Below are 24,737 nucleotides of genomic sequence, written 5' to 3' on the forward strand. Positions count from 1 at the left end.
ACAAGTCAACGAACCGCCTAAAACAAAGAGCGCAAAAATATTTTCACCTATCGAAAGCCAAATGCATCTGCCGATGGTCTAATAGTATGAAAAGGCAAGGAGCCGGGGGTAACCGCATGGATATAGAAAAGCTAGTCAGGAAGGCGCAGAAGGGCAACGACAAAGCGTACTTGCAATTGTTCCAGAACTTCGAAGAGACGATTTACCGGACGGCGTACGTCCACGTCGGCAATAAGGAGGACGCGCTGGACGTTGTGCAAGAGACCGCCTATCTTTCGTTCAAATCGATCCAAAGCTTGAGAGAGCCGCAATATTTTAAAACATGGCTGATCAAAATTGCGATGAATTGTTCCATGAATGTGCTGCGGCAGCGGAACAAGATCATTCCGTTCGAATCGGAAGATGCGGAACAATTGAGCGGGGGCCGGGACGACGGCGGCGACGAGGAGATTGCCCTTTCGCTGACGCTGAACGATTTGATCGAGAAGCTCGATACGAACGAGAAAAGCGTCATTATGCTGAAATATTACCAAGATTATACGATTCAATCGATTGCTGAGCTGTTGAATCTGCCGCTTGGCTCGACCAAAACGATCTTGTACCGAGGCTTGAACAAGCTCCGGCAACGTTTAACGAGAGGTGAGATTTCATGAGCAACAAAGTGACGGAAGAAATCGAATCCATCGAAATTCCCCGGGAGCTGCGCGAGCGGAGCAAGCTGGGAATCGAGCAGGCCCGACGGGAGCTTGGACTTCGCACTTGGCGAAGCAAGCTGGCCAAGACGGCGGCCATCGCTGCGGCGAGCGCCGGTCTGATCGTCGCTTTGGGGGCGGCCACGTCTCCGACCTTCGCTTCGTATGTCAAATCGTTATTTACTTTTTACAACGTGGACGAGGGCTTGAAGAAAGCGGCGGACGAAGGCTTTGCCGAGCCGGTAAACCGCGAGGTGACGGATCAGGGCATTACGCTCAAGGTCAAGGAAGTGGTGAACGACGTCTTCCGCCTGTCGATTGTGTACGGTCTGGAAAAGGACGGAAAGCCGTTGGATACGGATCTGCTGTTCGAGAACTTTACGCCGACCGATCCCGCGCAAGACCCGTACGTGAACGAATATACGTTTACGGATGAGAACGGCAAGGAGTTAAAGCTTAGCCGGCACTGGCAAAAAGTCGGGAACGACAGGATGCTTTACCTTTCGCTGGATGATGTCGCGCCCGGGAAAGACGTGAAGTTCTTGACCGACCTTCCGAACAAGCTTTTCATCGATTTCAATATCAATCAAATCGGAGAAACGGCGGGGAAATGGCATCTGAACGTGCCGATCGATCTGGCGAAGGCGAAAGCGTCGGCTGCGATCATCCCGCTGAACAAACGGTATGAATCGCCGCTGGGATTCAGTCTCGACTTCCTTCAGCTTCGCCACGGACCGAGCAAGTCGGAGGTGCTTGTTCAAGTCAATGAAACGCAGCAGTGGAAACGATCGTATCAAGCCGATCCTTCCTTCCGTTACCAGATTAAGGACGGGCAAGGTCGCGTGATTGCTGCGGAAGATTATGTGCGGTGGGCCGACCTGGCCATTGGAAGAAAAAACGCCATCCCGAAATTTGCAATCGGGCAGGGCAGCAGCGGGAAAATGCGCTATTGGCATGCGTTCCTGCCCTTCCAAGAAGCCAAGAACTTGAAGCTGGAATTAACGACGGTATACACGGAGGAGCGAATGGCTAAGGATTTTTCCGTCTCGTTTGACCCGAAGGAAATTATGAAGCTGCCTCTGACAAAGGAGGCCGAGGGTAAAAAGCTGGCCTTTACGGCGCGTATGAAAACAGAGGAAGCCAAGGAGCGCTTGTCCGACGGCCGTGAAGTGTTCCAGGGGAAAGGGTGGGTCATTGAAGCCGACCAGCAGCTTGGCGTGGATACGCTTGATTTGAAGTGGGCATTGCAAGACGGCCAAGGCAGCGAAATGATTCCCGGGCAACAGGTGGCTTTGCTATCGCAGGACGAGAAGGGCAATTACCGCAACCGTACGCTGTTTTTCTTCCAGGACGGCGCTGCCGTTCCCGATCGCGTGACGATAACCTACAACCGGTATACGAAGGCCAATCCGGTAAGCTGGAGCATCCCGCTCGAACCGTCTTCCGATCCGGCGCTGCCGCCATGGCCATCGTAGATAAAGCTACGGGCGAGCCGTTTATTCTGCGCCGCCATTATGCGTACGACAAGCTGGACGGGGCGCTGCGGCAAAAGGCGGAGCAGGCGATGCGGGAGTTGCGAAAGCTGCCTTAAAATATTCTCCCGAGGAGGTGAATGCGCAAATTAAAGCAGCCGCCGAGCAAGCGTACGCTGCGATGTCAGCTTAACCTATAAAGACGATATCTACGGAGACGAGGCGAAAGCCCGCACGCTCTTCGCGACCCCGTACTATACGGCGGAGAAAGCTTTGGAAGCCGCCGGTCCGGCGACCGTCAAAGCAAAGGTCAAAGGCGAGTTTTGGGAATACCGAATGGAATCCGAGCAAGGCAAGAGCGATTAAAGAGGAGGATTTTCTATGAAAACGACAAAAAAATTACTGGCACCGATGCTTGCTTTAAGCATCCTTTCCGCAACACCGGCAATCGCCGCAAATGTGGAGAAGCCTTTCCACGATCCCGGACTTATCCAGATCGCAAAGGTGGACGAGCGCTATGTGACGGCAGCCCAAAAAGCCGTCGAGCAATACGGCAACGGCAAATCGTTCCAACTGGAAGAGGCGTCAAAGTACGAATATTTTGCAGACGATCATACGAAAAAAGTACGCTGGATCATTCAGTCGAAAACCCGCGATGCGATTGTCACGGTCGACGCCGACTCGAACAAAGTGCTGACGGTCAGCGTGAACTTCGAGCTTGCCGAAATGACGGGGAAGTATGCCAAATATTTGCCGACGGCGGAAGCTGCTGTTCGGCAATTGTACGGGAACGCGGATGTGAAGTTCGAGAAGGCTTCCTTCTTCAGGGATGAGACGCTGGGTACGAGCGACTTCCATTTTTCCACGAACGACCGCCAATTTGTAAGGGTCGATGCCGGGAAGAATGAAGCGACAGCCGCTTTCCTCCAATATAAGCTGGCGGATGTCGATCCGCAGGCCGTTTCGACGGCCGAGCAGGCGGTGGGGCTGCTGGCGAAGGTGGATGATCAGCCTTTCACCGATGCCGAGTTCCAGCGTGACGATGAAAGAGAAGTGTGGGAATTGAAGCGGCTTGTAACCGGAAATGACAAAGCGTTAGGCATGGATGAAGACGGCAAGCAGCGGGTGGCGTCTGCAACGATCGGCGCCAAAACGGGAAAAGTGTACCGGGTGGAATTCTTGAAGGCACAGGGCGACAAAACGAAAAAATCGTTGACCGAGGAACAAGCTACGGCTATCGTACAGGCTGCCGTTCAACAAATTTACGGAACCGATCTGACAGGCTACACGCTAACCGTAGATGACGATTGGGGAGACTATACGTTCAGCAGCGAGGGCAAGGATACCATCGTAGCTAACTTTACAAGTGGCGGCCAATTGTACAGATTGTCTTTGAATACGGAGTTTGGAAAGCAGAATTAGGTTTGTTGAAAGGTGTAAAAATGAAAGGTCTCGCCCTCAGTCAATCATGGCTTGGGACGGGACCTTTTTGACATATTAATTGTTCCCTATAGGCAAAACGGTAGAATACTTAATTTCCCTTAACGCCAGGCTCGTTTGAATTCGCGCGATGCCGAGCTTATTCAGCTTTCGGATAAAGCCTTCCAATTCCTTGCGGTCTTTGTTCGCTACCTTTAAAAGATAGTCGTACTCTCCCGTTAAACAATGACACTCCAATACTTCAGGCATGGAGCTTAATGCCTTCTCCAGCACTTCCAGTTGTTCGGCTTGATGGATATTCGTGCTCATAAAAACAAAGCATAATAAATCAAAGCCAAGCTTCTCCTGGTTTAAGATCGCGACTTGACGCTCGATAAACCCTTCGTTTTCCAACCGTTTCACCCTCGCATGCGTAGCCGGCGGAGACAAGTTCACCCGCCTTGCCAGCTCGGCATTGCTTAACTGTGCTTCTTTTTGCATCAAATCCAAAATTTGAATATCCACTTCGTCCAGGACTTTGCTTACAAAAGATTCCATGCGATTCTTCTCTCCCTTTACAATATTCAGAAAACAGGAAGGTTTCGATTTGGAAAACGAATATAATTCAACAAGACGGCATTCTTAGCTTATATTATTTTGATTTATCTATATCTTACAAAATGATCTACAGTCCGATCAATAAAAATGATATGATCGTTAGTGAATTCGAATGTAAATGTCATTGTGCACAATGGCTTCCGTTTTTCGCTGTCACGGCGAAAAGGTAAAGGAGCTAATGACATGCCGAATAGGTACGTTTTGCTGCTGCTATTAACAAGCTTGCTGTGGGGAGGAAATTTTGTCGTCGGAAAATCGCTTGTGGGTCATGCCTCTCCGATGACGTTGACGAGCATTCGATGGATCATTGCCGTTATGTGTCTTTTCCCCATCGTCTGGTGGAAGGAAAAAACGATACTCCCCTCGCGGGCTGCCCTTCTTCCGTTGTTTTTCATGGGAATTACGGGCGTCGTTCTATTTAATCTTTTTCAATTTATGGCGTTGGAACGGACAACGGCGACGAATGTCGGATTAATTTCCGCATTAAATACGATTTCGATTTCCGTTTGCTCCTTTTTGTTTCTAAAAGAAAGAATTAACATGTCACAAATATTTTCTATGCTTTTTTCGCTGGTTGGCGTCATTCTTGTTCTTTCCAAAGGAACTGCCGATCTGCTGCTATCTTTTCATTTTAATACTGGCGATTTATGGATGATGGGCTCTGTGTGCGTATGGGGGATTTATTCCGTTTGCAGCAGATGGGCTATGAAGAACAACACATCACCCATGAAGTCTACGCTTTACTCCGGGATATTTGGGCTTATCGTTCTTCTTCCGTTTAACTTCTTCGACTTCACCGTGTCCAATATCAACGGTTCGTTTATCCAATCGATTTTATATACAGGCGTGATCTCTACCGTAGTCTGTATCGTGTTATGGAATATCGGGGTCCAAAAGCTGGGCGCGACCACAGCGGGGATGTTTCTGAATTTCAATCCGGTATTCACGGTGATTTTAGCGTTTTTATTTTTAGGGGAACAAATGACGTGGATCCAAGGAATCGGGGGCTGCGTGGTGATCATCGGATGCTATTTGTTCTCGGCCTTCAAGACAAAAGCGGTTACAGCAAGCAATCAACGGCACGATCTTGCTCATTGGCGAAGTAAGATTTAAGATGTTGAGGGGACATGTAAACGATAACCATAGTTAGAGGTGCTTAATCTGATGAAAACCATAGGTCTTATTGGAGGCATGAGCTGGGAGTCGTCCTTGCTCTATTACCAAATCATCAATCAGCGCGTAAAAGAAAAGCTGGGCGGGCATCATTCTGCCAAAAGTTTCATGTATTCCGTCAATTTCCAAGAAATCAAGACGCTTCAGCATCAAGGGAAATGGGATGAAGCTACAAACCTCATGATCGATTCGGCGCGTAAACTGGAAGCGGCCGGTGCCGATGTCATCGTCATATGCACCAATACGATGCACAAGATGGCACAAGAAGTGGCGGAATCGGTTTCGATCCCGCTGCTTCATATCGCAGATGCAACGGCGCAAGAAATCGTGAAGGATGGCATGAAGAAAGTCGCTTTGCTGGGGACTTCTTTCACGATGGAACAAGATTTTTACAAAGGCAGACTTACGGAAAAGTTCGGGCTTGAAGTTATCGTGCCCAATGAAGCGGATAGAAAGATTGTACATGACGTCATCTATCAAGAGCTTTGTCTTGGAATCGTGAACGAAGCATCCAAGAAATCTTACTTAAGGATCATGGATAGTCTCAGCCAACAAGGAGCGGAAGCCATTATTCTTGGATGTACGGAAATCACGATGCTTGTATCGCAGGAAGATTGCCGTATCCCACTGTACGATACCACTAGAATCCATGCGGAATGTGCTGTCGACTTTGCATTAAGCGAGGACTTAGCCGCAACGCCGTAACCAATCGGTCCGGTTCCCTTATCGGGGATCCGGATCGATTTTTTTTATCTCCAAAAAAACCGTATCGTCATGGCGCTTACGTATTGCCAGCAGCTCACGATTCCGCAGATCGCCTCGCTTTTGAACGTCGACGGGAGCGAAGTGAGGAGCCGGCTTTACCGCGCCCGGTTGAAGCTGCTTCAAGGATCGTGTCCGCTCCCCGCATGACCGGAAGCCTACGAGATAAAATAAGAGGTCCCAGTCTTAGGCATCGTTTCATCATCGCTTAGGGCTGGGGCCTTTTGACATCTTCCACGATTTACAAACAAATATTGACAAATGAAAAATCCATGCTATGATTCAATTATTAACACCAATGGATTAATTATAGAGGTCCAATGAATTTTAACCGCTTTCAGTTTGGCGGTCCACATTTTTATGTCTTGCAATGACTTGGTAGTTGAGCTTGTTAAGACTCTAATTAACATGGGTGGAATAAAGAGGTTTTGGCGTATGAAAAAAATTGTGAAGCATGATCAAGACGTCATCCGGCAGCACAACAAGCAGATGATCCTTGATATTATTAAGGAAAAACGGCCCATTTCGCGGGCGGAAATCACGAAGATTACCAAGCTCAGTCCGACCTCCGTCGGGCGTATTGTAGGCGAGCTGTGCGAGCAGGGGCTCGTGCGGGAAACGGAGCTTTCGTCCGGCGGCGTCGGGCGCAAGGCGATTATGCTCGATATCGATCCGCAGGCCGTCTTTTCGATCGGCGTCGATATCGGCAAGAAGATCGTACGCTTCGGCGTGATGGAGTTCAGCGGCAAGCTGCTGTACGAGCTTCCGGTCGGGCATACCGCCATCGAAACGGAAGCCGACCGTACAATCGAACTTATTGCCGACACGATCAACCGGTTGGTGAAGGAGCAGGGGCTGGACCGCTCGAAGATGATCGGCATCGGCATCGGTGTGCCCGGCGTTATCGACCACGAGCGTGGGGTTGTTCAGTATTCGTCGACGCTGGGCTGGAGAAACGTGCCGCTTGCCGCCCATATTAAGGAGCGGACGGGGATCGATACGGTGACCGACAACGACCTGAAGGTCAAAATATTGGCCGAATACTTGTGCGGCTCCGCCCGAGGCTCGAAGAAGACGGCGCTGATCGAGCTTGGCACCGGGGTCGGCTCCTCGCTTATCATCGACGGGGAGATTTTTCGCGGCGGCTCCAACAGCGCCGGAGAGCTCGGACATACGACGCTCGATCCGAACGGCAATTTATGCGAATGCGGCAAGCGGGGCTGCCTGCAGACGTACATCGACGAATCGGCGATTTTGCACGAGGCAAACCGGATCGTCGAGATCGGCGATATCGGACAGCTGTTCGAAGCGGCCCGCAGCGACGAGAGCTGGGCGAAGGAAATTATTTCGCGCACCTCGCTGTATATCGGCATTGCGATTAACAATATCGTATGCATGTATAACCCCGACGCCGTCATTTTGAGCGGCAACATGGTGGAAAATTACAGCGATATCGTCCCTCTGATCGAGGAGCAGTGCGCACAGGTCGTGTGGGAGCCGTTCCGCGGTGGATTCAAGATCCTCGCTTCCGATCTGAAGGAGCGATCCATCGTCATCGGCGCGGCCTCGCTTGTGCTGAACAATTACGTAAATCAAAGCTGAGCGCCGCCTCCCGCAAAGGGAATTAATGAAGGCAAAATAACCCTTTACTTTCGAAGGCCGCAGACTTATAATAACTTTAAAAAATTGCCCCGACACAAAAATGATGCACCAATACAAAAATGAAAATCATTCTCACTTCCATGCTGTTCCCTATTAGGGAACAGCATGAGTCATTTTTAGGGGAATAAAAACGATAGTCATTCTCAATGAAAAAGGAGTTGCTGAACATGGTCCACTCGGCAGATGCTGCTCAACCTATCGACAAACCGGAAGTAAAGATGAAGAAAGGCACGATCGCTTCCATGCTGTCGCGTTACGGCGAAGCGATTGCCGCTTTGGCAAGCGGCGTCTTGATTGCGGCCGCCTGGGTCGCAGGGCACTCGTCCCCGTCCTTCTCGATATGGCTTTACTGCTTCGCTTTTCTGATCGGAGGATTCGTCAAGGCCAAGGAAGGATGGCTCACGCTTGTCCGCGAAAAGGATCTGGATGTCAACCTGCTCATGATCGTCGCGGCCATCGGCGCAGCCAGCATCGGTTACTGGACGGAAGGCGCCGTATTGATCTTTATTTTCTCGCTCAGCGGCGCCTTGGAGACGTTCACGATGGAGAAGAGCTCCAGAGACATTTCATCCTTAATGGATTTAAAGCCGGAGACGGCCATCGTGTGGGAAGAAGGGGCGGAAAAGCGGGTTCCCGTCGAACAGCTGCGGATTGGCGATCTGGTGCTGGTCAAACCGGGCGAGCGCCTGCCCGCCGACGGGATCATCCAGGAAGGAAGCTCGGCCGTCAACCAGGCTTCGATTACCGGTGAAAGCATTCCGGTGGATAAAGCGGCGGGGGACGAAGTGTTCGCCGGCACCCTGAACGGTCAGGGCGCATTGTTCGTGCAAGTGACGAAATCCAGCGAGTCGACGCTTTTCTCGAAGATCATCCGCCTCGTTCAAGAAGCGCAAAGCGAAATGCCGAAATCCCAGCGGTTTATCGAACGCTTCGAACGCATTTATGCCAGAGCCATCATTTTGGTAACGCTGCTTCTCATCGCGCTCCCGCCGTTGTTGTTCGGCTGGAGCTGGAACGATACGCTTTACCGGGCGATGGTGTTTTTGGTCGTAGCCTCGCCGTGCGCGCTGGTGGCCTCCATCATGCCGGCGATGCTCTCCGCCATATCCAACAGCGCAAGGAAAGGGCTGCTCTTTAAAGGTGGCGCCCACTTGGAGCGCGTATCGCACATCCGTGCCATTGCGTTCGACAAAACCGGCACCTTGACGTACGGAAAACCGTCAGTGACGGATTTTCTCACTTACCAAGCTTGGAGCGAAGAGGAGCTGCTGCGGATCGCGGCTTCCATCGAAAGCTTGTCCACGCATCCGATCGCCAAAGCCATTGTAGACAAGGCCGGAGAATTGTCGTTGGAGCTGGAGCGGCCTTCCGATTTTCAGGCGCTGGCCGGATGGGGCGTTCAAGCCGGATTGGCGGGGGAATTCTGGAAAATTGGGAAGCCCGGCTTCTTCGAAGAAGCCGGGATTGACGAGAAGGTTCTCTCCGATGTCCGCAAGCTTGAGCAGGAAGGCAAAACCGTCGTTTTGATTCAAAACGCCGCCGGCATTGCCGGAATGATCGCTCTTCAGGACGCGATCAGACCGCAAACCAGGGAGACGATCGCCAAACTGAAGGAGTTGGGCGTGCAAGTCGTCATGCTGACGGGAGATCAACGGCTGACAGCCGAGGCGATAGCCAAAGAGGCCGGGATCGATCAGGTGTATGCCGGGCTGCTTCCGGAAGACAAGTTGAACATCGTCAAAACCTTGAAGGAGAAGTACACGCACGTCGCTATGGTGGGAGACGGGATCAACGACGCTCCGGCCTTGGCCGCGGCATCCGTCGGCATTGCGATGGGGGCGGCGGGCAGCGATGCGGCGTTGGAAACGGCCGATTTGGTGCTGATGAACGACGATTTGGACAAAATCAAGGAAGCGATTGTGTTGGGAAGACGCACGACGCGGATCATCAAGCAGAACATCGCTTTTGCCGTTACGGTAATCGCCTTCCTGATCGCCGCGAATTTTTTCAAAGGAATTCCGCTGCCGCTCGGGGTCGTAGGCCATGAAGGAAGCACGATTCTGGTCATTTTGAACGGACTCCGGCTGCTTCGCTCCTAAGCGAATGCATATTATACCGTTCCGGCTGCGGCCGGATTCGTCGCCCCCGCGAAAGACGGGGGCTTTTTTCTTGCGTTCCGAGGGAATTCCAGCTGTCTTTCCGGCGGTCATAAAAAACCATTGTAATTTCGTAAAAATACGCTACAATAATGATAATGATTATCATTTTTACACAGGGAAGACAAGGGAGAGAAAAGGATGGATCTGTTACTTCCGATTACTACGGTCGCATTGGTTATCTTGGGAAGCGTCTGCTTGTTCATATCTATTGATAACGACCGGCGCGTTCGCGAATTCAACTCGAAAAGCCTCTCCTCACAGCGGGCGCGGGAATCGGACGATTCTTCCAAACGCAGCACCGAGAGCTTCGCTTAAATCGGCCAGAAACTGCTGACCATAGAACAACAATAAATTGCCTGCCACCGGGAAACCGGTGGCTTTTTGCGTTGGTCCCGGAGCCAAGTAAGCGATTCGCTCCGGGAGTTTTGCGGATTTGTATAATTTTTCTAAAGTTAAGGGCGGTTCCCAACGATAATATTACTAAGCGACAGCGCTGCTCCGCACGGTAGGCTCGGCGGACCAGAGCAGTATAGTTCAACGGATGAAGGAGTGCATGCTATGAAAAATCGCAGTTTAGTCGTGAAAGCCGGGTGGGTGCTGGTCGTCCTGCTGATCATCATGTCGGCCGCATTTACCTCGATGTCGTATCTTCGGGAAAGAACCATGTATTTCGAATCGTTATTGTATATTGAAGAGGCGATGGACGCTCAACTGGAGCTGCAGAGCGCAGATATCCAGGCGGCCGGACAAAAGATGTCGCTCGGCTACGACAAGTATATGGCCGACCCGGCGAACGTTCGTATTCAGGCGCAGCTGGAGAAAATGCTCACAAGCAGTGTCGTTACCAACAGCTACTTGATGTCACCCGAGATGACGACGAAGGACAATAAGCACTATGCGAAGATGATGCAGGCCAATCGGACCTTGAACGAACACGGAGCGAAGGTTTTGGAGGATTACGAGCTGTCGGCTTCATTTCAGCGAGCGTATGAGGATGCGTTGAAGAAGGGGACAGGCATGACCGACGTGTATACGGATGCCTCGGGCACGTGGATTTCCATTCTGAGCTCCATTCGGACGGATAAGGGCGAGACGGTCGCCGTGTTCGGCCTCGACTTCGACTACGGCCTGATTCAATCGGATTTAAACCACGCGCTGCTGCTCAATATTTTGATCGGCCTTGCCATTGGCGGTTTGTTTATCGGGCTGATGATTTGGCTGCTGATTCGAACGGTCCGTCCGCTCAAACGGATGGCGGAGGTGTCGAAGCTTGCCGCCGAAGGGGATTTGTCCGTTTCCGTGCCGGTGAACGGACGCGACGAGATCGGACTTGTCTCCGAGCATTTCAACCATATGGTCGAAAGTATCCGCAAGCTGGTGGGCAGTATTAAAACCCATTCCGACGAAGTGGCGGAATCGTCCGATCTGCTGACCGTCAGCGCGAAGCAAACGGCCGAGGCGACCGGCGAAGCGGCCCGCGCGGTCGAAGAGGTTGCCGCCGGTGCGGAAAATCAGCTGCAGAGCGCCGAGGAATGCAAGCGGGCGATGGTGGAGATGGCTACAGGCATCGAACGGATTGCCGAATCGGCGGGCGTCGTTGCCGATCTGTCCGCCCAGACGTCGCGGGATGCGGCGCAGGGCAACGAGGTCGTGCAGCAGATGGTCGCGCAGATGAACCGCATTGAGTCGGTCATGACCGAGACTGGCGGCGTCATCCACGAACTGCGGACCCGCTCGGAGGAAGTCGGCGAGGTTATGACGCTGATTGCCGATATCGCGAATCAGACGAACCTGCTGGCGCTCAATGCGTCCATCGAAGCGGCCCGGGCGGGAGAGCACGGCAAAGGGTTCGCGGTGGTCGCCGTCGAGGTGAGGAAGCTCGCGGAGAAGTCCAAGGAATCGTCTGAGCATATTGCCGCTCTGTTGCGGGAGATCGAAGCCAACACGAAGCGGGCGGTCGCCTCGATGGAAACGGGCGTGAACGAAACGTCCAAAGGAACGGCGGCCGCGGGGCAAGCCGGCGAAGTGTTCGAACGCATCCTGCATGCTATTCAGCAGGTGGCCGGTCAAGTGCAGGAGGTGTCAGCGGCTTCCGAGGAAATGTCGGCAGGCACCGAAGAAGTCGCTGCTTCCCTGGAAGAGCTCGCCCGCATCGCCCAAGAGGCCGCGGACAATACGCAGAATGTGGCGGCATCCTCGGAGGAACAACTGGCGGCCATGGAGGAGATTTCCAGTGCTTCGGGCCATTTGAAGGAAATGTCCGTTCTGCTTCAGCGGCAGGTGAATGCCTTCAAGCTTTGATATACTTCTAAAGCCCCTTTCCCCCGAATAAGCTGTAGTATGGAGATTCGGGAACGGGGGGAGGAACAAAAATGAAGCGAATCACGGCACGGCGGATCGGATGGGTCATCTTCGGCTGCATGCTGGTCTCCGCCGCCGTGCTGCTGTATCTGCAAATTATAGGTGAGCTGATGCTTGGCATCGCGCTCGTGGGCATAACGTTTGCGCTATCTATGGGCCTGTTGTGGATGTCCGAGCTTGAGGACGAGGCGGCCGAACGGGAGAAGAAAAAAGGCCGAATAAGCCGGTTTGAGCGGTCGAGGTAAAAATTGAGATGGCCCACTTCGATGACAGCGCTTGCAATATCGAGTGATTTGTTTTACAATTCAATCATGAACACCAATAAAAAAATAGCATGAAGGCAACGGTGCCTTTGGATCGGAGAACGCGTTCGCGCATTCTTCGCTCCGGGGCGCCTTTTTGTCGTCTTTTGAATGTATGCAGCGGAGGTGAACCAAGTGAAGCAGCCGATTCGAGCCGTGCCGCTGGCCGTCCGTATCATTCCGAATGTGGACCCGGAGCTGGCCCGGAAGTTGGAACTGAAGCCGGAGATCCGGAGTTTGGGGATGTTAACGTCGAGTATCGACGACGTCGGCTATACGGCGCTGGACGAGGCGACCAAGAAGGCGGCGGTGGAAGTGGTATATGCCCGTTCCTTTTACGCGGGGTCGGCGCATGCCTCGGGCCCGCTGTCAGGGGAATTTATCGGGATGCTGGGCGGCCGGACGCCGGCTGAGGTGAAGAGCGGGTTGGATGCGGCAATCGCTTTGATGGAGAACGGCGCGTGCTTTTATTCCCTGAACAGCGAGGGCACGCATGCGTATTATGCTCACGTCATTTCGAGAACGGGTTCTTACTTGTCCCAGGTGGCGGGCATCGCCGAAGGTGAGCCGCTCGCGTATTTAATCGCGCCGCCGCTCGAAGCGGTGTACGGCTTGGATGCCGCATTGAAGGCGGCGGACGTCAGGCTGTGCCAATTTTACGGCCCGCCGACGGAGACGAACTTCGGCGGCGGCTTGCTGACGGGCAGCCAGTCCGCATGTACCGCGGCGGCGAGCGCTTTTGCCGATGCGGTTCTCAGCGTCGCGCGGGACCCGAAATAATCTGGTTAACGAAAGCGGGTAATGGAGATGACACAGTCAATGACAGCTCTGGGACTTATCGAGACGATCGGCGTACCCGCCTTGATCGCTGCGGCCGATGCGGCGGCGAAGACGGCGGACGTCCGGGTTATGACGTTTGAAAAAGCGGATGCAGGACTCATTACCGTATATATCGTAGGAGATGTCGCCTCCGTTCGAGCGGCGGTTGAGGCAGGCGGAGAGGAAGCCCGCAGGGTAGGCAAGCTGGTCGGAACGCATGTGATTCCGCGGCCGGATCTTTCCGTTTCGGCGATGCTGGAGAGCATATGGCGGAAGAACGCCCCGGCGGAGCCGAAACCGGCTGCCGACGAGCCGGCAGCGGACGAAGCGGCGGAGCTTTCCGGGACGGAAGGCGGGGAATCCGCCGAGGCGCTGGCCAAGCTTTCGCTGCAGCAGTTGCGCGAGCTGGCCCGTACCACCCCCGGATTCCCACTGAACGCTTCCGGTATCAACACGGCGGCGAAGGCCGAGTTGATCCGGTTGCTTACGGAGAAGAAGGACTGAAGGGAGTGAGAACCCGATATGAAACTGGACGCCGATTTGCAGGCGATACAGGAAGTGCGCAGCCTTCTGCAGGAAGCGGGTCAAGCCCAGAAGCTGCTGGAAAAAATGACCCAATCGCAGATTGACGACATCGTCGCTGCGATGGCCCGGGCGGCCGAGGCGGAAGCCGTACGGCTGGCCGAAATGGCCGTGGAAGAGACCGGGTACGGCAAAGTTGCCGATAAAACGGCTAAAAATCTTTTCGTCGCCCGAAACGTTTACGGGTCGCTGAAAGACATGAAGACGGTCGGGATCGTCCGCAAGGATGAAGAGCGCAAGGTGTGGGAAGTGGCGCAGCCGGTCGGCGTCGTCGCCGCGATCATCCCGTCGACCAATCCGACGTCGACCGTCATGTTCAAGTGCATGATCGCGCTGAAGGCGCGCAATGCGATCGTCATCAGCCCGCATCCGTCGGCGCTGCGCTGCTCGCTGGAAGCAGCCAAGGTGATGCGGCAGGCCGCGGAGAAGGCGGGGGCTCCCGTCGGCTTGATCCACTGCTTGTCGAAGCCCTCTGTCGAGGCGAGCAACGAGCTGATGCGGCACAAGCGGACGGATGTGATCCTGGCGACCGGCGGCACGGCGATGGTCAAGGCCGCTTACAGCTCGGGCAAGCCCGCGTATGGCGTCGGGCCGGGCAACGTCCCGGTGTACGTGCATCACAGCGCGAACCTGTCCCGCGCGGTCAGCTTGATTTTGCAAAGCAAGACGTTCGATTACGGCACAATTTGCGCTTCGGAGCAGGCGATTGTCGCCGACGCGTCGATCAAGCCGCAGCTCGTCGAAGAGCTGAAACGGCAGGGCGCTTATTTTCTGGATGAGGAGCAAAAGCGCAAGGTCGGCTCGATTTTGACGATCGGCAAAGGCTTAAACCCGAAGGTCGTCGGCCGGTCGCCGCAGGTGATCGCGGAGATGGCGGGCTTTACCGTTCCGCCGGAGGCGCGGGTATTGATTGCGGAAGAAACGGGCGTCGGACACGCGTATCCGTTCTCCGTAGAGAAGCTAAGCCCGGTGCTGGCGCTCTACACCGTCAAGGATTGGCTGGAGGGCTGCAGCCGCTGTATGGAACTGCTGGAGCTCGGCGGACTCGGGCATACGCTCGGCATTCACTGCGAGAACGAATCCGTCATCGAAGCGTTCGGGCTGGAGAAGCCGGCCTCGCGCATCGTCGTCAACTCGGGCACGACGTTCGGCGGCATCGGCGCCACGACCGGCATTACGCCGTCGTTTACGCTGGGGTGCGGCTCGTTCGGCAACAATATTACGTCGGACAACATCGGTCCGCAGCATCTGCTCAACATCAAGCGCGTCGCCTTCGGCATCCGCGAGATGGATATCGCCCCCGCGGCGTCGCAGGCGGTAGAGCGGACGATGGAAAAGCTGCAGCCGGAAGTCTCCGGCAATCCGGGGATTTCGCGGGAGGATGTTCTGCAGATCGTCCGCAGCGTGCTATCTGAATTACAACTGGAAGCCAAGTAAGTTTCACTCGGTAAGTTAATCGGATAAGTTCCATTTTGCATCATAAACTACTTTTTATTCCAGGGAGGAATAGACAATGGCAGGAGAATTGGCAGCACTCGGAATGGTAGAAACGAAAGGACTCGTAGGATCGATTGAAGCAGCAGATGCAATGGTCAAAGCGGCAAATGTTAAGCTGATCGGAAAAGTTCATGTCGGCGGCGGTTTGGTAACGGTCATGGTGCGCGGCGATGTAGGCGCAGTGAAAGCAGCTACGGATGCCGGCGCGGCAGCTGCGGAAAAAATCGGCGAGCTGGTTTCCGTACACGTCATTCCGCGTCCTCACACGGATATTGAATTCATTCTGCCGAAGCTTGAAGGCTAATCCCTATGGCGCTGATTACGGAAACGAGTCTACGCAGCCGATTGGCGCAGGGGCTCCCGAATCCGTATCCGATCGCGGCTGGGGACCTGCTGACGCCGGCGGCCAATGATTTTCTGAAAAGCCGGGGCATCGCCATTCAGCGTCTGAAGGCCGAAGCTCCGGCGGCCTTGCCTGCGGAGCCGGCGCCTGAAGCGCCGCTCCTTCCCGTCGGCGTCTCGGGCCGACACGTGCATTTGTCGCCGGAGCATGTCGAGGCGCTGTTCGGCGAGGGCTACCAGCTTAGCCCGCTGAAGGAGCTGTCGCAGCCCGGACAATTTGCCGCGCAGGAAACGGTCACGCTGATCGGTCCGAAGGGCGTTCTGCAGAACGTGCGCATTCTCGGACCTTCGCGCGGGACGTCCCAGGTGGAGATATCCCGGACGGACGGCTTTGCGCTCGGCGTGAAGCCTCCTGTCCGTTTGTCGGGCGATCTGGAAGGCACGCCCGGCATTACGGTGGCCGGCCCGAAGGGCGCGGTCGTGCTGACGCAGGGCTTGATCGTCGCCAAAAACCATGTCCATATGTCGCCTGACGACGCCCAGAGGTTTGAGGTGTCTGACGGGGACCGCATCATTCTGCAGACCCGCGGCGACCGGCCGCTGGCGTTTACGGACGTTGTGGTCCGGGTGAACCCTCGCTATGCGCTTGACGTTCATCTCGATACGGACGAAGCCAACGCCGCTCAATTGAACACCGGAGATACGGTGCAAATGATCGGCAAAAACGGCGTGTTCACGCGTGCGGAAAGGGGGTAGCGAAGCATGGAGATCAAACCGATGATCGAATCGATCGTCCGTGAGCTTGTGCAGGCGATGCAGGCGGAGCAGGCGAAAAAGCCTAAAGTGCTGTATCTGTTCTGCGACAGCACCGCGCACGAAGCGTTCACGGATCATTTTATATTGCTCAAAAACAGCGGCATTTGCTACGATATGCTGTTTCTCGACGGAGAAACATCTTCATGGCTCGGCCTGCATAAAATCGAATGCGCCGGTCCGGGCAAAATCATCGCCGCCGACGAATACGCGCCCGCGCCGCTGGAGCTGCCGCTCGAATACGACGGAATCGTCATTCCCGAGATCGATGTGGATAACGCCGCGCGTGCTGCGCAGGGGCTGAAAGGGACGGTGAAGGCGGAGATTTTGTTTTCCGCGCTCGTCTTGAATAAGTTCGTGCTGATCGGGGACGATATACCCGGATTGAAACGGGCGGACCGGCGTACGCTGAAAACGCTGACGCTGCCGAAGCCTTACGCCAAGCTGTTCGAGCGCTACAAGCGCGAGCTTGCGGCCCTCGGTGCGGAGTTCGCTCCGCAGAAGCTGCTGGCGGAAGCGGTGGTGCGCAATTGCGGCGTGACGCAGCGCCAGCCGGTGAGCGAGGCGTCGGCTAACGCCGTATCATCGCCGGAACCGGTAAGTGCTCAAGCCGGAGCTGCGAACGGCAGTACGGCAGTCGCAGGCAGCGCCGTGTTCGAAGGCAAGCTACTGACCGCCGAATGGGTGAAGCGGCAGACGGATACCGCACCGGACGTGCGGAAGCTGATCCTTGGCAAGGGAACGATCGTTTCGCCACTGGCGGCGGATTTATTGAGGGAGAAAGACGTCGCGGTCCAGTATGCGGAGTAAAGGGTGAAGTCCTATGTTTATGGGGAAAGTGATCGGCAGCGTGTGGGCCACGCAGAAGGAAGAGGGCATGGACAACCTGAAGCTGATGGTCGTTCAGCCGATGGATTTCAAAGACCGCGAAGCAGGGCAGCCGGTCATCGCCGCAGACCGCATCGGAGCGGGCGTCGGCGAGAATGTGATCGTGTCCCGGGGAAGTCCGGCCCGCGTGCTGTTCAGCGGTAAAATGGTGCCCATCGACGCCATGATCGTCGGCATTGTAGACAGCTTCGAAGTCGGCGACGACAACGGCGGTTAGGAGGAGGCGTATGGAACAGGAGAAACAGCGGGTCATTCAGGAATATGTACCCGGCAAGCAGCTTACGCTCGCGCATGTCATAGCCAACCCCGATCCCGTGCTGTACACGAAGCTCGGGATCGAGAAGGCGAGCGCGATCGGCATTCTGACGTTGACGCCGACGGAAACGGCGATCATCGCGGCGGATATTGCCACGAAAGCCGCGAACGTCGATATCGGCTACTTGGATCGCTTCACCGGATCTCTAGTCATCGTGGGCGACGTATCCGCGGTCGAAATGGCCATCGAATCGGTCAACGAATTTTTGCACGAGAAGCTGAAATTTTCAATCGCTCCTTTAACGAGGTCGTAAGCCATGCGTAAAGTCATGATCATCGGCGCCGTGGGCGCCGGCAAATCGACGTTGGTCAAAGCGCTGATGGGCGAGCAGGAAGCGGCGGTTAAAACGCAAAGCCTTGTGTTCCACGACTGGCTGATCGATACGCCGGGCGAGTACAGCGAGAATCCGCTCTACTATCGTTCGCTGATGGCGACATCGCATCAAGCGGCGGCGATTTTGCTCATACAGGACGCGACCCGCGAGCGGAACTATTTTCCGCCCGGGTTTGCAGGGGGCTTTCCGATTCCGGCCATCGGGGCCGTTACGAAAATCGATCACCCGAAGGCCAATCTGGACCGGGCAGTCTCGCTGCTCCGGTCATCGCTGCCTAAAGGCGAGATTCTCTTGACGTCGGCGGCCGGCGGCGAAGGAATCGCCGAGCTGAAGGAGCTGCTGCTGGGCATCGTGAACCGGTAGCTTCGAGCGTGTAGCAATAGGTACGAAAGGGAAACCTACCGGCAAGCGCAGGTTACAGGAAGAAATTTACCTTGTGTAAGGGCTTTCTTCGCAGCGCGGTTTGTGTGACAATAAAATCGGTGCATGTACAAATCGATACGTCGTGAGGGATTGCTTATGCCATCGATTGCCGAACTGTGCGCGGAGCGCACCCTTTTATCTACAGAAGAAGTGGAAGTTATTATAGATTTGTCGCGACATTTGCAATTGTTCGCCGACGTGTTCCAGTCGGACGTGTTCATCGACTGTCCGCTTGCGGATCAAGGCACGGCGCTCGTCGTAGCCGAGGCTAGGCCGACGACGGCCCCGTCGCTCTACCACTCGTCAGTGGTGGGGATGCACGCTTATGCGCACAACGAGCCGGCCGTCATGTTTTGCCTGCTGTCCGGCCAGCCGGTCATCGGTTCTCGCGGAATATCCCAGGAGCAGATTGCGATGCGGCAAAATGTCGTTCCGATCCGGGCCAAAACCGGCCGCGTGATCGGCGTGCTAATCATGGAGCAGGACATTTCGGAGATCGTCGAGCAGGAAAAAAATGTGGAGCGGCTGCGGGAAACGACGGAGCAGCTCAGTGAAACGCTGCTTGCGGTCGCCTTGTCGGAAAGCAGCGTCCAATCGCTCATGCACGAGGGCATCGTGTTGTTCGACGGGCAGGCGCATATCACTTATGCGAACCCGCGAGCCCGGCAAATGCTGCAGGAGATCGGGCACGGCGGCGCGCCGGAAGGCTCAAGCCTGGTTGAGCTGTTTTACGGCAAGCTTGATCGCGCCTCACTGCTTGCGCCAACGGGCATCGTCCGTCAGGAGCTTGTGATCGGGCACGTCGCGTTGGAGCTGAAAACCGTCTCGATCAACCGGCAGCAGCAGGGAGCCCTCGGGCTGATGCTGATCCGGGACATCTCGGACTTGAAGGAAAAAGAGAAGCAACTCGTCATTAAATCGGCTGTTATCAAGGAGATTCACCACCGGGTCAAAAACAATCTGCAAACCGTCTCCAGCCTGCTCCGGCTGCAAATGCGCCGTACGAAGCTGGACGAGGTCGAGAAAATATATCGCGACAGCATCAACCGCATCAACAGCATTGCCGTCATCCACGAGATGCTGGCCTATGACGGGCTGGAAACAATCCAGTTCAACGATGTGCTGGACCGCATCGCGAAGAACGTCGTCTCCTCCACGGTCAAGCCGGATCAAGCGATCCGTATCTCCATTTCAGGGGACACCTTGACCCTACCGTCCGACATCGCCACCACGCTGGCGCTTGTCTCCAACGAGCTCGTGCAAAATTGCGTGACGCATGCGTTCGTCGACCGCGAGCAGGGAGACATTCGGATCTCGCTTTATTGCAGTGGGCAGATCGTCCGCATGGAGGTAGCGGATAACGGTGTCGGGTTGCCTGTCATGGGCGATGGCGCCCGCAAAGGCCATCTCGGGTTGAAAATTACGGAAACGCTCGTGCGCGAAAATCTCGGAGGCCTTCTGCAGATGGCTTCCACCGGGGAAGGTACGCAGGTTACGATTACATTCCCGCTTTTCCCGGCCGAGCCGAAACCGGTCTAAACGCCCGCCGATCAAGCGGCTAATCATATTCGTCGGACTTATGAGGAGGTGTCAGGATGAAGAACTCGATCGTCGTCGTGGATGACGACCCGATCATTCGAATGGATATCCGTGAAATGCTGGAGGAAGAAGGCTATGCGGTGGCAGGGGAAGCGAAGAACGGCGAGGAAGCGATCGAGCTCGTCGCCGCGCTCAAGCCCGACCTGGTCATTATGGATGTGAAAATGCCGGTGATGAACGGCATCAAAGCGTCCCGCATCATTCGCAGTCTGCATGACACGGAAACGTCGGTCCTGCTGCTGACGGCGTACAGCCAGAAAGAACTGGTGCAGGACGCCCGCAGTGCCGGGGTTGCCGCCTATTTGGTCAAACCGGTGTCGGAGGAGGATTTGATCCCGGCGGTCGAAATTGCGCTTAGCCAGAAAGAAAGGATCGACTCGCTCAAAAAAGACCTGGAGCAGCTCAAGCAGTCGATCGAAGAGCGGAAACGGATCGAGAAAGCGAAAGGGATCGTCATGAAAACCTTCGCACTGGATGAAGAAGAAGCGTACCGGAAAATGCGCGCCACCTCGATGGCGGAAGGCATGCCGCTGATCAAGCTGGCGGATGGAATATTGAAGGACGGGCCGCAGCGCTGGTTCGGTCCTTGAAAGAGCGGTGAGCGGACGCATGGAGCCACAATGGATTACCAGCGTAGGCATCGATATCGGCACGAGCACGACTAAAATGATCGTCAGCCGTCTGAAGCTGGTGCGGACGTCAGGCGCGCTCAGTCTTCCACGTTTTGACATCGCGCAGCGGGAATTGATCTACGCGAGCCCGATCCACAGCACGCCGCTGCTCGGCGAAGATGAGGTGGACGCGGAGCGGATCTGGGCCATCCTGACCGAAGAATACGAGCAAGCCGGCGTCCGTCCGGAAGAGTTAAAATCGGGCGCGGTGATCATTACCGGCGAGACAGCGACGAAAGCGAACGCGCGCCGGATCGTGCACCTGCTGGCCGAGCGGTCGGGAGACTTCGTCGTCGCGACGGCCGGAGCCGATCTCGAAGGGCTGCTGGCCGGCAAAGGCGCCGGGGCGGACCGCCGCTCGCTGGAGGTGCGAGGCGCTGTCGTCAATATTGACATCGGCGGAGGGACGGCGAATGCGGCCGTGTTTTACCGGGGAAAAGCGGTCGGCACGGTGACGTATCATATCGGCGGACGCCTGATCGAGCTGAACGCCGGGGGAACGGTGACGAGCGTCTCGCCGTCGATCCGCCCGTGGCTGGAGGCTGCCGGATATCGGCTGGAGCCGGGACATACGGTCAGCTACGCCCTGCTTGAGGACCTGTGCCGGGCGATGAGTCTCGCCATGCTCGACGATTTGGCGGGCATGACGGCTCCCGAAGAGCGCGATGCGGTTCGCAAGCTGACGCTGGGCGCTCCGCTGACGCAAGTGCCGCCAATCGAAGAATGGACGGTATCCGGCGGTATCGGGCGGCTGATGGAGGAAGCGAAGCCGCAGAGCTTGGCCGAAGCCGCCACGCACGGCGATATCGGACCGCTGCTGGCGCATACGCTCAAAGCGTGCGCCACGCGGTATCCGATCCGGCTGGCGGTGCCCGATCAGACCGTCCGGGCGACGGTTATCGGAGCAGGCATGCAGAGTACGGAGATCAGCGGAGCTACCGTCCATCTGGACCCTACGCTGCTGCCGATCCGCAACCTCCCGGTATGCAAGCTGGACCTGACGCTATCGCTGCTCGAACAGCCGGCCTCGCTTGCCGAGGCCGTCGGGCAGACGATGCAGAGCGGCGCAGCCTTGTTCGAGCGGGACGCCTCGCCGCCGTTCGCGCTGGCTTTGGCCGGGCTCGAGCATTGCGGCTACGCCTCGCTTCAGCGATTGGCCGACCGGCTGAGCGAAAGCTTCGCCGATTATTTTCCGGATAGCCGGGTGATGGTCGTCGTTTGCGACACCGACATTGCCAAGGCGCTCGGCCAATCGCTCGAAAAACGGTTAAAGGAACGGACGAAGATCGTGTGCATCGATCAGATCAAGGTCGAGCACGGCGACTATATCGATTTAGGGGAACCGATTGCGGGCATTATGATTCCCGTGGTCGTCAAGACGCTGGCGTTTCATGGCAGAGAGGGGGACCGACATTGAAGCTGAAAACCGCTTTACTCGGCAAAACATTTCAATTTCGCGATTTAAAAGACGTGATGGCCAAGGCTAACGAGGAAAAATCCGGAGATCAGCTTGCCGGGATTGCGGCCGAGGATGCCAAGGAACGGATGGCGGCCAAGCTGGTGTTGTCCGAGCTGACGCTGGCGGACATTCGCAACCATCCGCTGCTGCCGCCGGAAACCGATGAAGTGTCACGGATCATCGAGGAAGGCGTCAACGAGAAGATCTATGCGGAAATCCGCAACTGGACCGTAGCCGAGCTGCGCGAAACGCTGCTGCAGCACGAGACGGGCAACTCCGAAATACGCCGCATCAGCCGGGGGCTTACCAGCGAAATGGTAGCTGCTGCCGCCAAGCTGATGAGCAACCTCGATTTAATGCAGGCAGCGTCCAAAATGGAAGTGACAACCCACTGCAACATTACGATCGGGCAGAAGGGCGTGCTTGCGGGCCGGGCCCAGCCGAATCACCCGACGGATAACATCCAGGGCATGAAAGCGTCTTTGTTCGAAGCGTTAAGCTACGGAATCGGGGATGCCGTCCTCGGCATCAATCCCGTCATCGATTCGGCGGACAGCGTGAAGGAGCTGTTGAACGCGACCAAAGAAGTGATGACCAAGTGGCAGATTCCAACGCAAAACTGCGTGCTCGCGCATGTGAAAACGCAGATGCGGGCGATCCGGCAGGGCGCTCCCGCCGACATGGTGTTCCAGAGTCTGGCGGGCACCGAAGCGGGCAACAAAGCGTTCGGCATCGATGTCGCCCTGCTCGACGAGGCGGACGACCTGATCCGTCGCGACGGGACGGGAACCGGTCCGAATCTGTGGTACTTCGAGACGGGGCAGGGCTCCGAGCTGTCCGCCGAGGCGCATTTCGGCATCGATCAGGTGACGCTCGAATCGCGGTGTTACGCGCTCGCCAGGAAATATAACCCGTTCATGGTCAACACGGTAGTCGGCTTCATCGGACCGGAATATTTGTACGATTCGAAGCAAGTTATCCGCGCCGGACTGGAAGACCATTTCATGGGCAAGCTGCAGCAGCTGCCGATGGGCGTGGACGTCTGCTACACGAACCATATGAAAGCGGACCAGAACGATATGGACAATTTGTCCGTGCTGCTGACCTCCGCCGGCGTCAACTTTCTCATCGGCGTGGCAATGGCAGACGACTGCATGCTGAATTACCAGTCCACCAGCTTCCACGATATTGCCACGCTGCGGGAAATGATGGGGCGCCGCCCCGCGCCGGAATTCGAGCGCTGGCTGGTCAAGATGGGCATTATGGAAAACGGACGCCTGACCCCGCTGGCCGGGGACCCGACACTGTTTATGTAACCATTCGTATAGCGCTGCGAGAGGAGGAGAGAAGCGATGACCATTTCATTGGACCGGCTTGTCGATCAAGTGATGGCGGAGCTGGAGAAGAAGCTTGGCACGGTCGGCTTGCCGGACAAAAAAGATGCGCCGGCTCCTAAAAGCACAACGGAAGCAGGCGATTCAAAGCAAGACACGGCCCCAGGCACGGGAGGCGGTAGCCAAGAGCATGCGCGCCAATCTCCTGTGACGGACGCCGGGTCCCCTGCGGAGGAGCCCGGTATCCTCGGCTTCGGCGATGCGGCGTCGCATAATGTCCCGAATCCGAAGTGGGCCGAAGGCATGAACGAGCTGCTGGCCAACACGCCTGCGCGGATCGGCGTATGGCGGGCGGGAACGCGGCCGTTGACCCGGGAAATCCTCAAATTCCGCTGCGATCATGCCGCCGCCGTCGATTCCATTTATGGCGAGGTCAATCAAGCGGTGCTGGACGAATTCGGCATGTTTACCGTGGAGACGCGCTACGGGAACACCGAAAATTATTTGAAGCGCCCGGACATGGGCCGGATCGTGACAGACGAGGGGGTGGAGCTGATCCGCAAGAAGTGCGTCATGAAGCCGCAGGTGCAGGTGGTCGTCTCGGACGGCTTGAGCGCGAACGCGGTCGATGCCAATTTGCGCGACGTCTATCCGTCCTTGCTGGATTCGCTCGAAGCCTACGGCTTGAAAACCGGCACCCCGTTTTTCGTGCGCGGCGGACGCGTTGCCGTTATGGACCAGATTGGCGAGCTGCTGCAGCCGGAGGTGCTCGTGCTCTTGATCGGCGAGCGGCCGGGGCTGGTGTCATCGAAATCGATGAGCGCCTATATGTGCTTCCGACCACGGCAAGGAACGGTGGAAAGCGACCGTACCGTCGTCTCCAACATTCACCGCGGCGGCACGCCTCCGGTCGAAGCGGGCGCCCACATCGGCACGATCCTGAAAAAAATGATTGAACAGCAAGCAAGCGGAGTCCGCTTGGAAATCTAAAAGGAAAACGCTTCCAAAAAAGGTATGTTCGCAGACGAACCCGCATAACC

Annotated in this window: 27 protein-coding genes; 26 read left to right on the top strand and 1 reads right to left on the bottom strand. The window is 55.9% G+C overall.

The features are described from left to right. Nucleotides 1-116 precede the first annotated feature (116 nt). The 4 genes from QMG93_RS17365 to QMG93_RS17380 all read left to right on the top strand — a co-directional run bounded on the left by QMG93_RS17365 (nt 117) and on the right by QMG93_RS17380 (nt 3,586). Nucleotides 117-653: a sigma-70 family RNA polymerase sigma factor gene (locus tag QMG93_RS17365; protein ID WP_281938587.1), complete on the top strand. Its 537-nt coding sequence runs from the start codon at nt 117-119 to the stop codon at nt 651-653. Beyond that, nucleotides 650-2,167 (top strand): DUF4179 domain-containing protein, encoded by a 1,518-nt coding sequence (locus QMG93_RS17370; protein WP_281938588.1) that lies wholly within the window; start codon nt 650-652, stop codon nt 2,165-2,167. The genes QMG93_RS17365 and QMG93_RS17370 overlap by 4 nt, the downstream gene beginning before the upstream one ends. Next, nucleotides 2,155-2,283 carry a hypothetical protein gene (locus QMG93_RS17375; RefSeq protein ID WP_281938590.1) on the top strand — a complete coding sequence of 43 codons (129 nt, stop codon included), beginning with the start codon at nt 2,155-2,157 and terminating at the stop codon, nt 2,281-2,283. The genes QMG93_RS17370 and QMG93_RS17375 overlap by 13 nt, the downstream gene beginning before the upstream one ends. A gap of 262 nt (nt 2,284-2,545) precedes the next feature. After that, entirely contained in the window at nt 2,546-3,586 is a 1,041-nt protein-coding gene (locus QMG93_RS17380) for a hypothetical protein (RefSeq protein WP_281938592.1), read from the top strand. A gap of 75 nt (nt 3,587-3,661) precedes the next feature. Here QMG93_RS17380 and QMG93_RS17385 read toward each other — a convergent pair whose 3' ends face one another. Beyond that, nucleotides 3,662-4,141, bottom strand: a complete 480-nt coding sequence (locus QMG93_RS17385; RefSeq protein WP_281938594.1) for an Lrp/AsnC family transcriptional regulator — start codon at nt 4,139-4,141, stop codon at nt 3,662-3,664. A gap of 243 nt (nt 4,142-4,384) precedes the next feature. Here QMG93_RS17385 and QMG93_RS17390 point away from each other — a divergent pair, with 243 nt between their 5' ends. The 22 genes from QMG93_RS17390 (at nt 4,385) to eutC (ending at nt 24,687) form a co-directional block, all read left to right on the top strand. Then, entirely contained in the window at nt 4,385-5,314 is a 930-nt protein-coding gene (locus QMG93_RS17390; protein ID WP_281938831.1) for a DMT family transporter, read from the top strand. Between the two features lie 51 nt (nt 5,315-5,365). Next, nucleotides 5,366-6,079 (top strand): aspartate/glutamate racemase family protein, encoded by a 714-nt coding sequence (locus tag QMG93_RS17395; RefSeq protein ID WP_281938596.1) that lies wholly within the window; start codon nt 5,366-5,368, stop codon nt 6,077-6,079. A gap of 63 nt (nt 6,080-6,142) precedes the next feature. Beyond that, complete coding sequence (locus tag QMG93_RS35390) at nt 6,143-6,286, top strand: sigma factor-like helix-turn-helix DNA-binding protein (RefSeq protein WP_413789304.1); 144 nt, start codon at nt 6,143-6,145, stop codon at nt 6,284-6,286. Between the two features lie 285 nt (nt 6,287-6,571). Next, nucleotides 6,572-7,738 (top strand): ROK family transcriptional regulator, encoded by a 1,167-nt coding sequence (locus tag QMG93_RS17400; protein WP_281938598.1) that lies wholly within the window; start codon nt 6,572-6,574, stop codon nt 7,736-7,738. A 227-nt stretch (nt 7,739-7,965) separates the two neighbouring features. Further along, nucleotides 7,966-9,897 (top strand): heavy metal translocating P-type ATPase, encoded by a 1,932-nt coding sequence (locus QMG93_RS17405; protein WP_281938600.1) that lies wholly within the window; start codon nt 7,966-7,968, stop codon nt 9,895-9,897. A 198-nt stretch (nt 9,898-10,095) separates the two neighbouring features. Then, on the top strand, nt 10,096-10,272 hold the full coding sequence (locus QMG93_RS17410) for a hypothetical protein (RefSeq protein ID WP_281938602.1): 177 nt from the start codon (nt 10,096-10,098) through the stop codon (nt 10,270-10,272). 243 nt (nt 10,273-10,515) lie between these two features. Beyond that, nucleotides 10,516-12,258: a methyl-accepting chemotaxis protein gene (locus tag QMG93_RS17415; RefSeq protein WP_281938604.1), complete on the top strand. Its 1,743-nt coding sequence runs from the start codon at nt 10,516-10,518 to the stop codon at nt 12,256-12,258. A gap of 71 nt (nt 12,259-12,329) precedes the next feature. Beyond that, a complete protein-coding gene (locus QMG93_RS17420) occupies nt 12,330-12,563 on the top strand; it encodes a hypothetical protein (RefSeq protein ID WP_216794520.1) in 234 nt (77 codons plus the stop codon). Nucleotides 12,564-12,755: 192 nt separating this feature from the next. Next, the gene (gene eutL, locus QMG93_RS17425) at nt 12,756-13,400 is read left to right on the top strand and encodes an ethanolamine utilization microcompartment protein EutL (protein WP_281938608.1); all 645 of its coding nucleotides are present in this window, start codon (nt 12,756-12,758) and stop codon (nt 13,398-13,400) included. Nucleotides 13,401-13,427: 27 nt separating this feature from the next. After that, the gene (locus tag QMG93_RS17430) at nt 13,428-13,943 is read left to right on the top strand and encodes a BMC domain-containing protein (RefSeq protein ID WP_281938610.1); all 516 of its coding nucleotides are present in this window, start codon (nt 13,428-13,430) and stop codon (nt 13,941-13,943) included. 18 nt (nt 13,944-13,961) lie between these two features. Further along, nucleotides 13,962-15,458, top strand: a complete 1,497-nt coding sequence (locus tag QMG93_RS17435) for an acetaldehyde dehydrogenase (acetylating) (protein WP_281938612.1) — start codon at nt 13,962-13,964, stop codon at nt 15,456-15,458. Between the two features lie 76 nt (nt 15,459-15,534). Beyond that, the gene (gene eutM / locus QMG93_RS17440; RefSeq protein WP_010499900.1) at nt 15,535-15,822 is read left to right on the top strand and encodes an ethanolamine utilization microcompartment protein EutM; all 288 of its coding nucleotides are present in this window, start codon (nt 15,535-15,537) and stop codon (nt 15,820-15,822) included. Nucleotides 15,823-15,827: 5 nt separating this feature from the next. Beyond that, the gene (pduL, locus tag QMG93_RS17445; RefSeq protein WP_281938616.1) at nt 15,828-16,616 is read left to right on the top strand and encodes a phosphate propanoyltransferase; all 789 of its coding nucleotides are present in this window, start codon (nt 15,828-15,830) and stop codon (nt 16,614-16,616) included. Between the two features lie 6 nt (nt 16,617-16,622). After that, nucleotides 16,623-17,483, top strand: coding sequence for a hypothetical protein (locus QMG93_RS17450; RefSeq protein ID WP_281938618.1), 861 nt, complete (start codon nt 16,623-16,625; stop codon nt 17,481-17,483). Nucleotides 17,484-17,496: 13 nt separating this feature from the next. Further along, entirely contained in the window at nt 17,497-17,778 is a 282-nt protein-coding gene (locus QMG93_RS17455) for a EutN/CcmL family microcompartment protein (RefSeq protein WP_281938620.1), read from the top strand. A 10-nt stretch (nt 17,779-17,788) separates the two neighbouring features. Further along, nucleotides 17,789-18,130, top strand: coding sequence for an ethanolamine utilization microcompartment protein EutS (gene eutS, locus QMG93_RS17460; protein ID WP_036676849.1), 342 nt, complete (start codon nt 17,789-17,791; stop codon nt 18,128-18,130). 3 nt (nt 18,131-18,133) lie between these two features. Then, entirely contained in the window at nt 18,134-18,574 is a 441-nt protein-coding gene (locus QMG93_RS17465; protein WP_281938624.1) for a EutP/PduV family microcompartment system protein, read from the top strand. A gap of 156 nt (nt 18,575-18,730) precedes the next feature. Beyond that, entirely contained in the window at nt 18,731-20,173 is a 1,443-nt protein-coding gene (locus QMG93_RS17470; protein ID WP_281938626.1) for a sensor histidine kinase, read from the top strand. 56 nt (nt 20,174-20,229) lie between these two features. Continuing rightward, on the top strand, nt 20,230-20,823 hold the full coding sequence (locus QMG93_RS17475) for an ANTAR domain-containing response regulator (RefSeq protein WP_281938628.1): 594 nt from the start codon (nt 20,230-20,232) through the stop codon (nt 20,821-20,823). 19 nt (nt 20,824-20,842) lie between these two features. Beyond that, nucleotides 20,843-22,321 carry an ethanolamine ammonia-lyase reactivating factor EutA gene (locus QMG93_RS17480; RefSeq protein ID WP_281938630.1) on the top strand — a complete coding sequence of 493 codons (1,479 nt, stop codon included), beginning with the start codon at nt 20,843-20,845 and terminating at the stop codon, nt 22,319-22,321. Further along, nucleotides 22,318-23,679, top strand: coding sequence for an ethanolamine ammonia-lyase subunit EutB (locus tag QMG93_RS17485; protein WP_216794509.1), 1,362 nt, complete (start codon nt 22,318-22,320; stop codon nt 23,677-23,679). Before QMG93_RS17480 ends, QMG93_RS17485 begins: the two co-directional genes overlap by 4 nt. Before the next feature lie 36 nt (nt 23,680-23,715). Next, nucleotides 23,716-24,687 (top strand): ethanolamine ammonia-lyase subunit EutC, encoded by a 972-nt coding sequence (gene eutC, locus QMG93_RS17490; protein ID WP_281938631.1) that lies wholly within the window; start codon nt 23,716-23,718, stop codon nt 24,685-24,687. Nucleotides 24,688-24,737: the final 50 nt, after the last annotated feature.

This window comes from Paenibacillus tyrphae, assembly GCF_027925525.1.
Taxonomy (GTDB): Bacteria; Bacillota; Bacilli; order Paenibacillales; family NBRC-103111; genus Paenibacillus_G; species Paenibacillus_G tyrfis_B.

Coding starts and splice junctions, on each gene's coding strand:
- QMG93_RS17395 (WP_281938596.1), top strand. CDS start 5,366: ATGAAAACCATAGGTCTTATTGGAGGCATGAGCTGGGAGTCGTCCTTG.
- QMG93_RS17385 (WP_281938594.1), bottom strand. CDS start 4,141: ATGGAATCTTTTGTAAGCAAAGTCCTGGACGAAGTGGATATTCAAATT.
- QMG93_RS17450 (WP_281938618.1), top strand. CDS start 16,623: ATGGAGATCAAACCGATGATCGAATCGATCGTCCGTGAGCTTGTGCAG.
- QMG93_RS17375 (WP_281938590.1), top strand. CDS start 2,155: ATGGCCATCGTAGATAAAGCTACGGGCGAGCCGTTTATTCTGCGCCGC.
- QMG93_RS17415 (WP_281938604.1), top strand. CDS start 10,516: ATGAAAAATCGCAGTTTAGTCGTGAAAGCCGGGTGGGTGCTGGTCGTC.
- QMG93_RS17390 (WP_281938831.1), top strand. CDS start 4,385: ATGCCGAATAGGTACGTTTTGCTGCTGCTATTAACAAGCTTGCTGTGG.
- QMG93_RS17465 (WP_281938624.1), top strand. CDS start 18,134: ATGCGTAAAGTCATGATCATCGGCGCCGTGGGCGCCGGCAAATCGACG.
- QMG93_RS17370 (WP_281938588.1), top strand. CDS start 650: ATGAGCAACAAAGTGACGGAAGAAATCGAATCCATCGAAATTCCCCGG.
- QMG93_RS17405 (WP_281938600.1), top strand. CDS start 7,966: ATGGTCCACTCGGCAGATGCTGCTCAACCTATCGACAAACCGGAAGTA.
- QMG93_RS17475 (WP_281938628.1), top strand. CDS start 20,230: ATGAAGAACTCGATCGTCGTCGTGGATGACGACCCGATCATTCGAATG.
- eutM (WP_010499900.1), top strand. CDS start 15,535: ATGGCAGGAGAATTGGCAGCACTCGGAATGGTAGAAACGAAAGGACTC.
- QMG93_RS17380 (WP_281938592.1), top strand. CDS start 2,546: ATGAAAACGACAAAAAAATTACTGGCACCGATGCTTGCTTTAAGCATC.
- QMG93_RS17480 (WP_281938630.1), top strand. CDS start 20,843: ATGGAGCCACAATGGATTACCAGCGTAGGCATCGATATCGGCACGAGC.
- QMG93_RS17400 (WP_281938598.1), top strand. CDS start 6,572: ATGAAAAAAATTGTGAAGCATGATCAAGACGTCATCCGGCAGCACAAC.
- QMG93_RS17430 (WP_281938610.1), top strand. CDS start 13,428: ATGACACAGTCAATGACAGCTCTGGGACTTATCGAGACGATCGGCGTA.
- QMG93_RS17455 (WP_281938620.1), top strand. CDS start 17,497: ATGTTTATGGGGAAAGTGATCGGCAGCGTGTGGGCCACGCAGAAGGAA.
- eutC (WP_281938631.1), top strand. CDS start 23,716: ATGACCATTTCATTGGACCGGCTTGTCGATCAAGTGATGGCGGAGCTG.
- QMG93_RS17435 (WP_281938612.1), top strand. CDS start 13,962: ATGAAACTGGACGCCGATTTGCAGGCGATACAGGAAGTGCGCAGCCTT.
- QMG93_RS17410 (WP_281938602.1), top strand. CDS start 10,096: ATGGATCTGTTACTTCCGATTACTACGGTCGCATTGGTTATCTTGGGA.
- eutS (WP_036676849.1), top strand. CDS start 17,789: ATGGAACAGGAGAAACAGCGGGTCATTCAGGAATATGTACCCGGCAAG.
- QMG93_RS17365 (WP_281938587.1), top strand. CDS start 117: ATGGATATAGAAAAGCTAGTCAGGAAGGCGCAGAAGGGCAACGACAAA.
- QMG93_RS17470 (WP_281938626.1), top strand. CDS start 18,731: ATGCCATCGATTGCCGAACTGTGCGCGGAGCGCACCCTTTTATCTACA.
- QMG93_RS17420 (WP_216794520.1), top strand. CDS start 12,330: ATGAAGCGAATCACGGCACGGCGGATCGGATGGGTCATCTTCGGCTGC.
- pduL (WP_281938616.1), top strand. CDS start 15,828: ATGGCGCTGATTACGGAAACGAGTCTACGCAGCCGATTGGCGCAGGGG.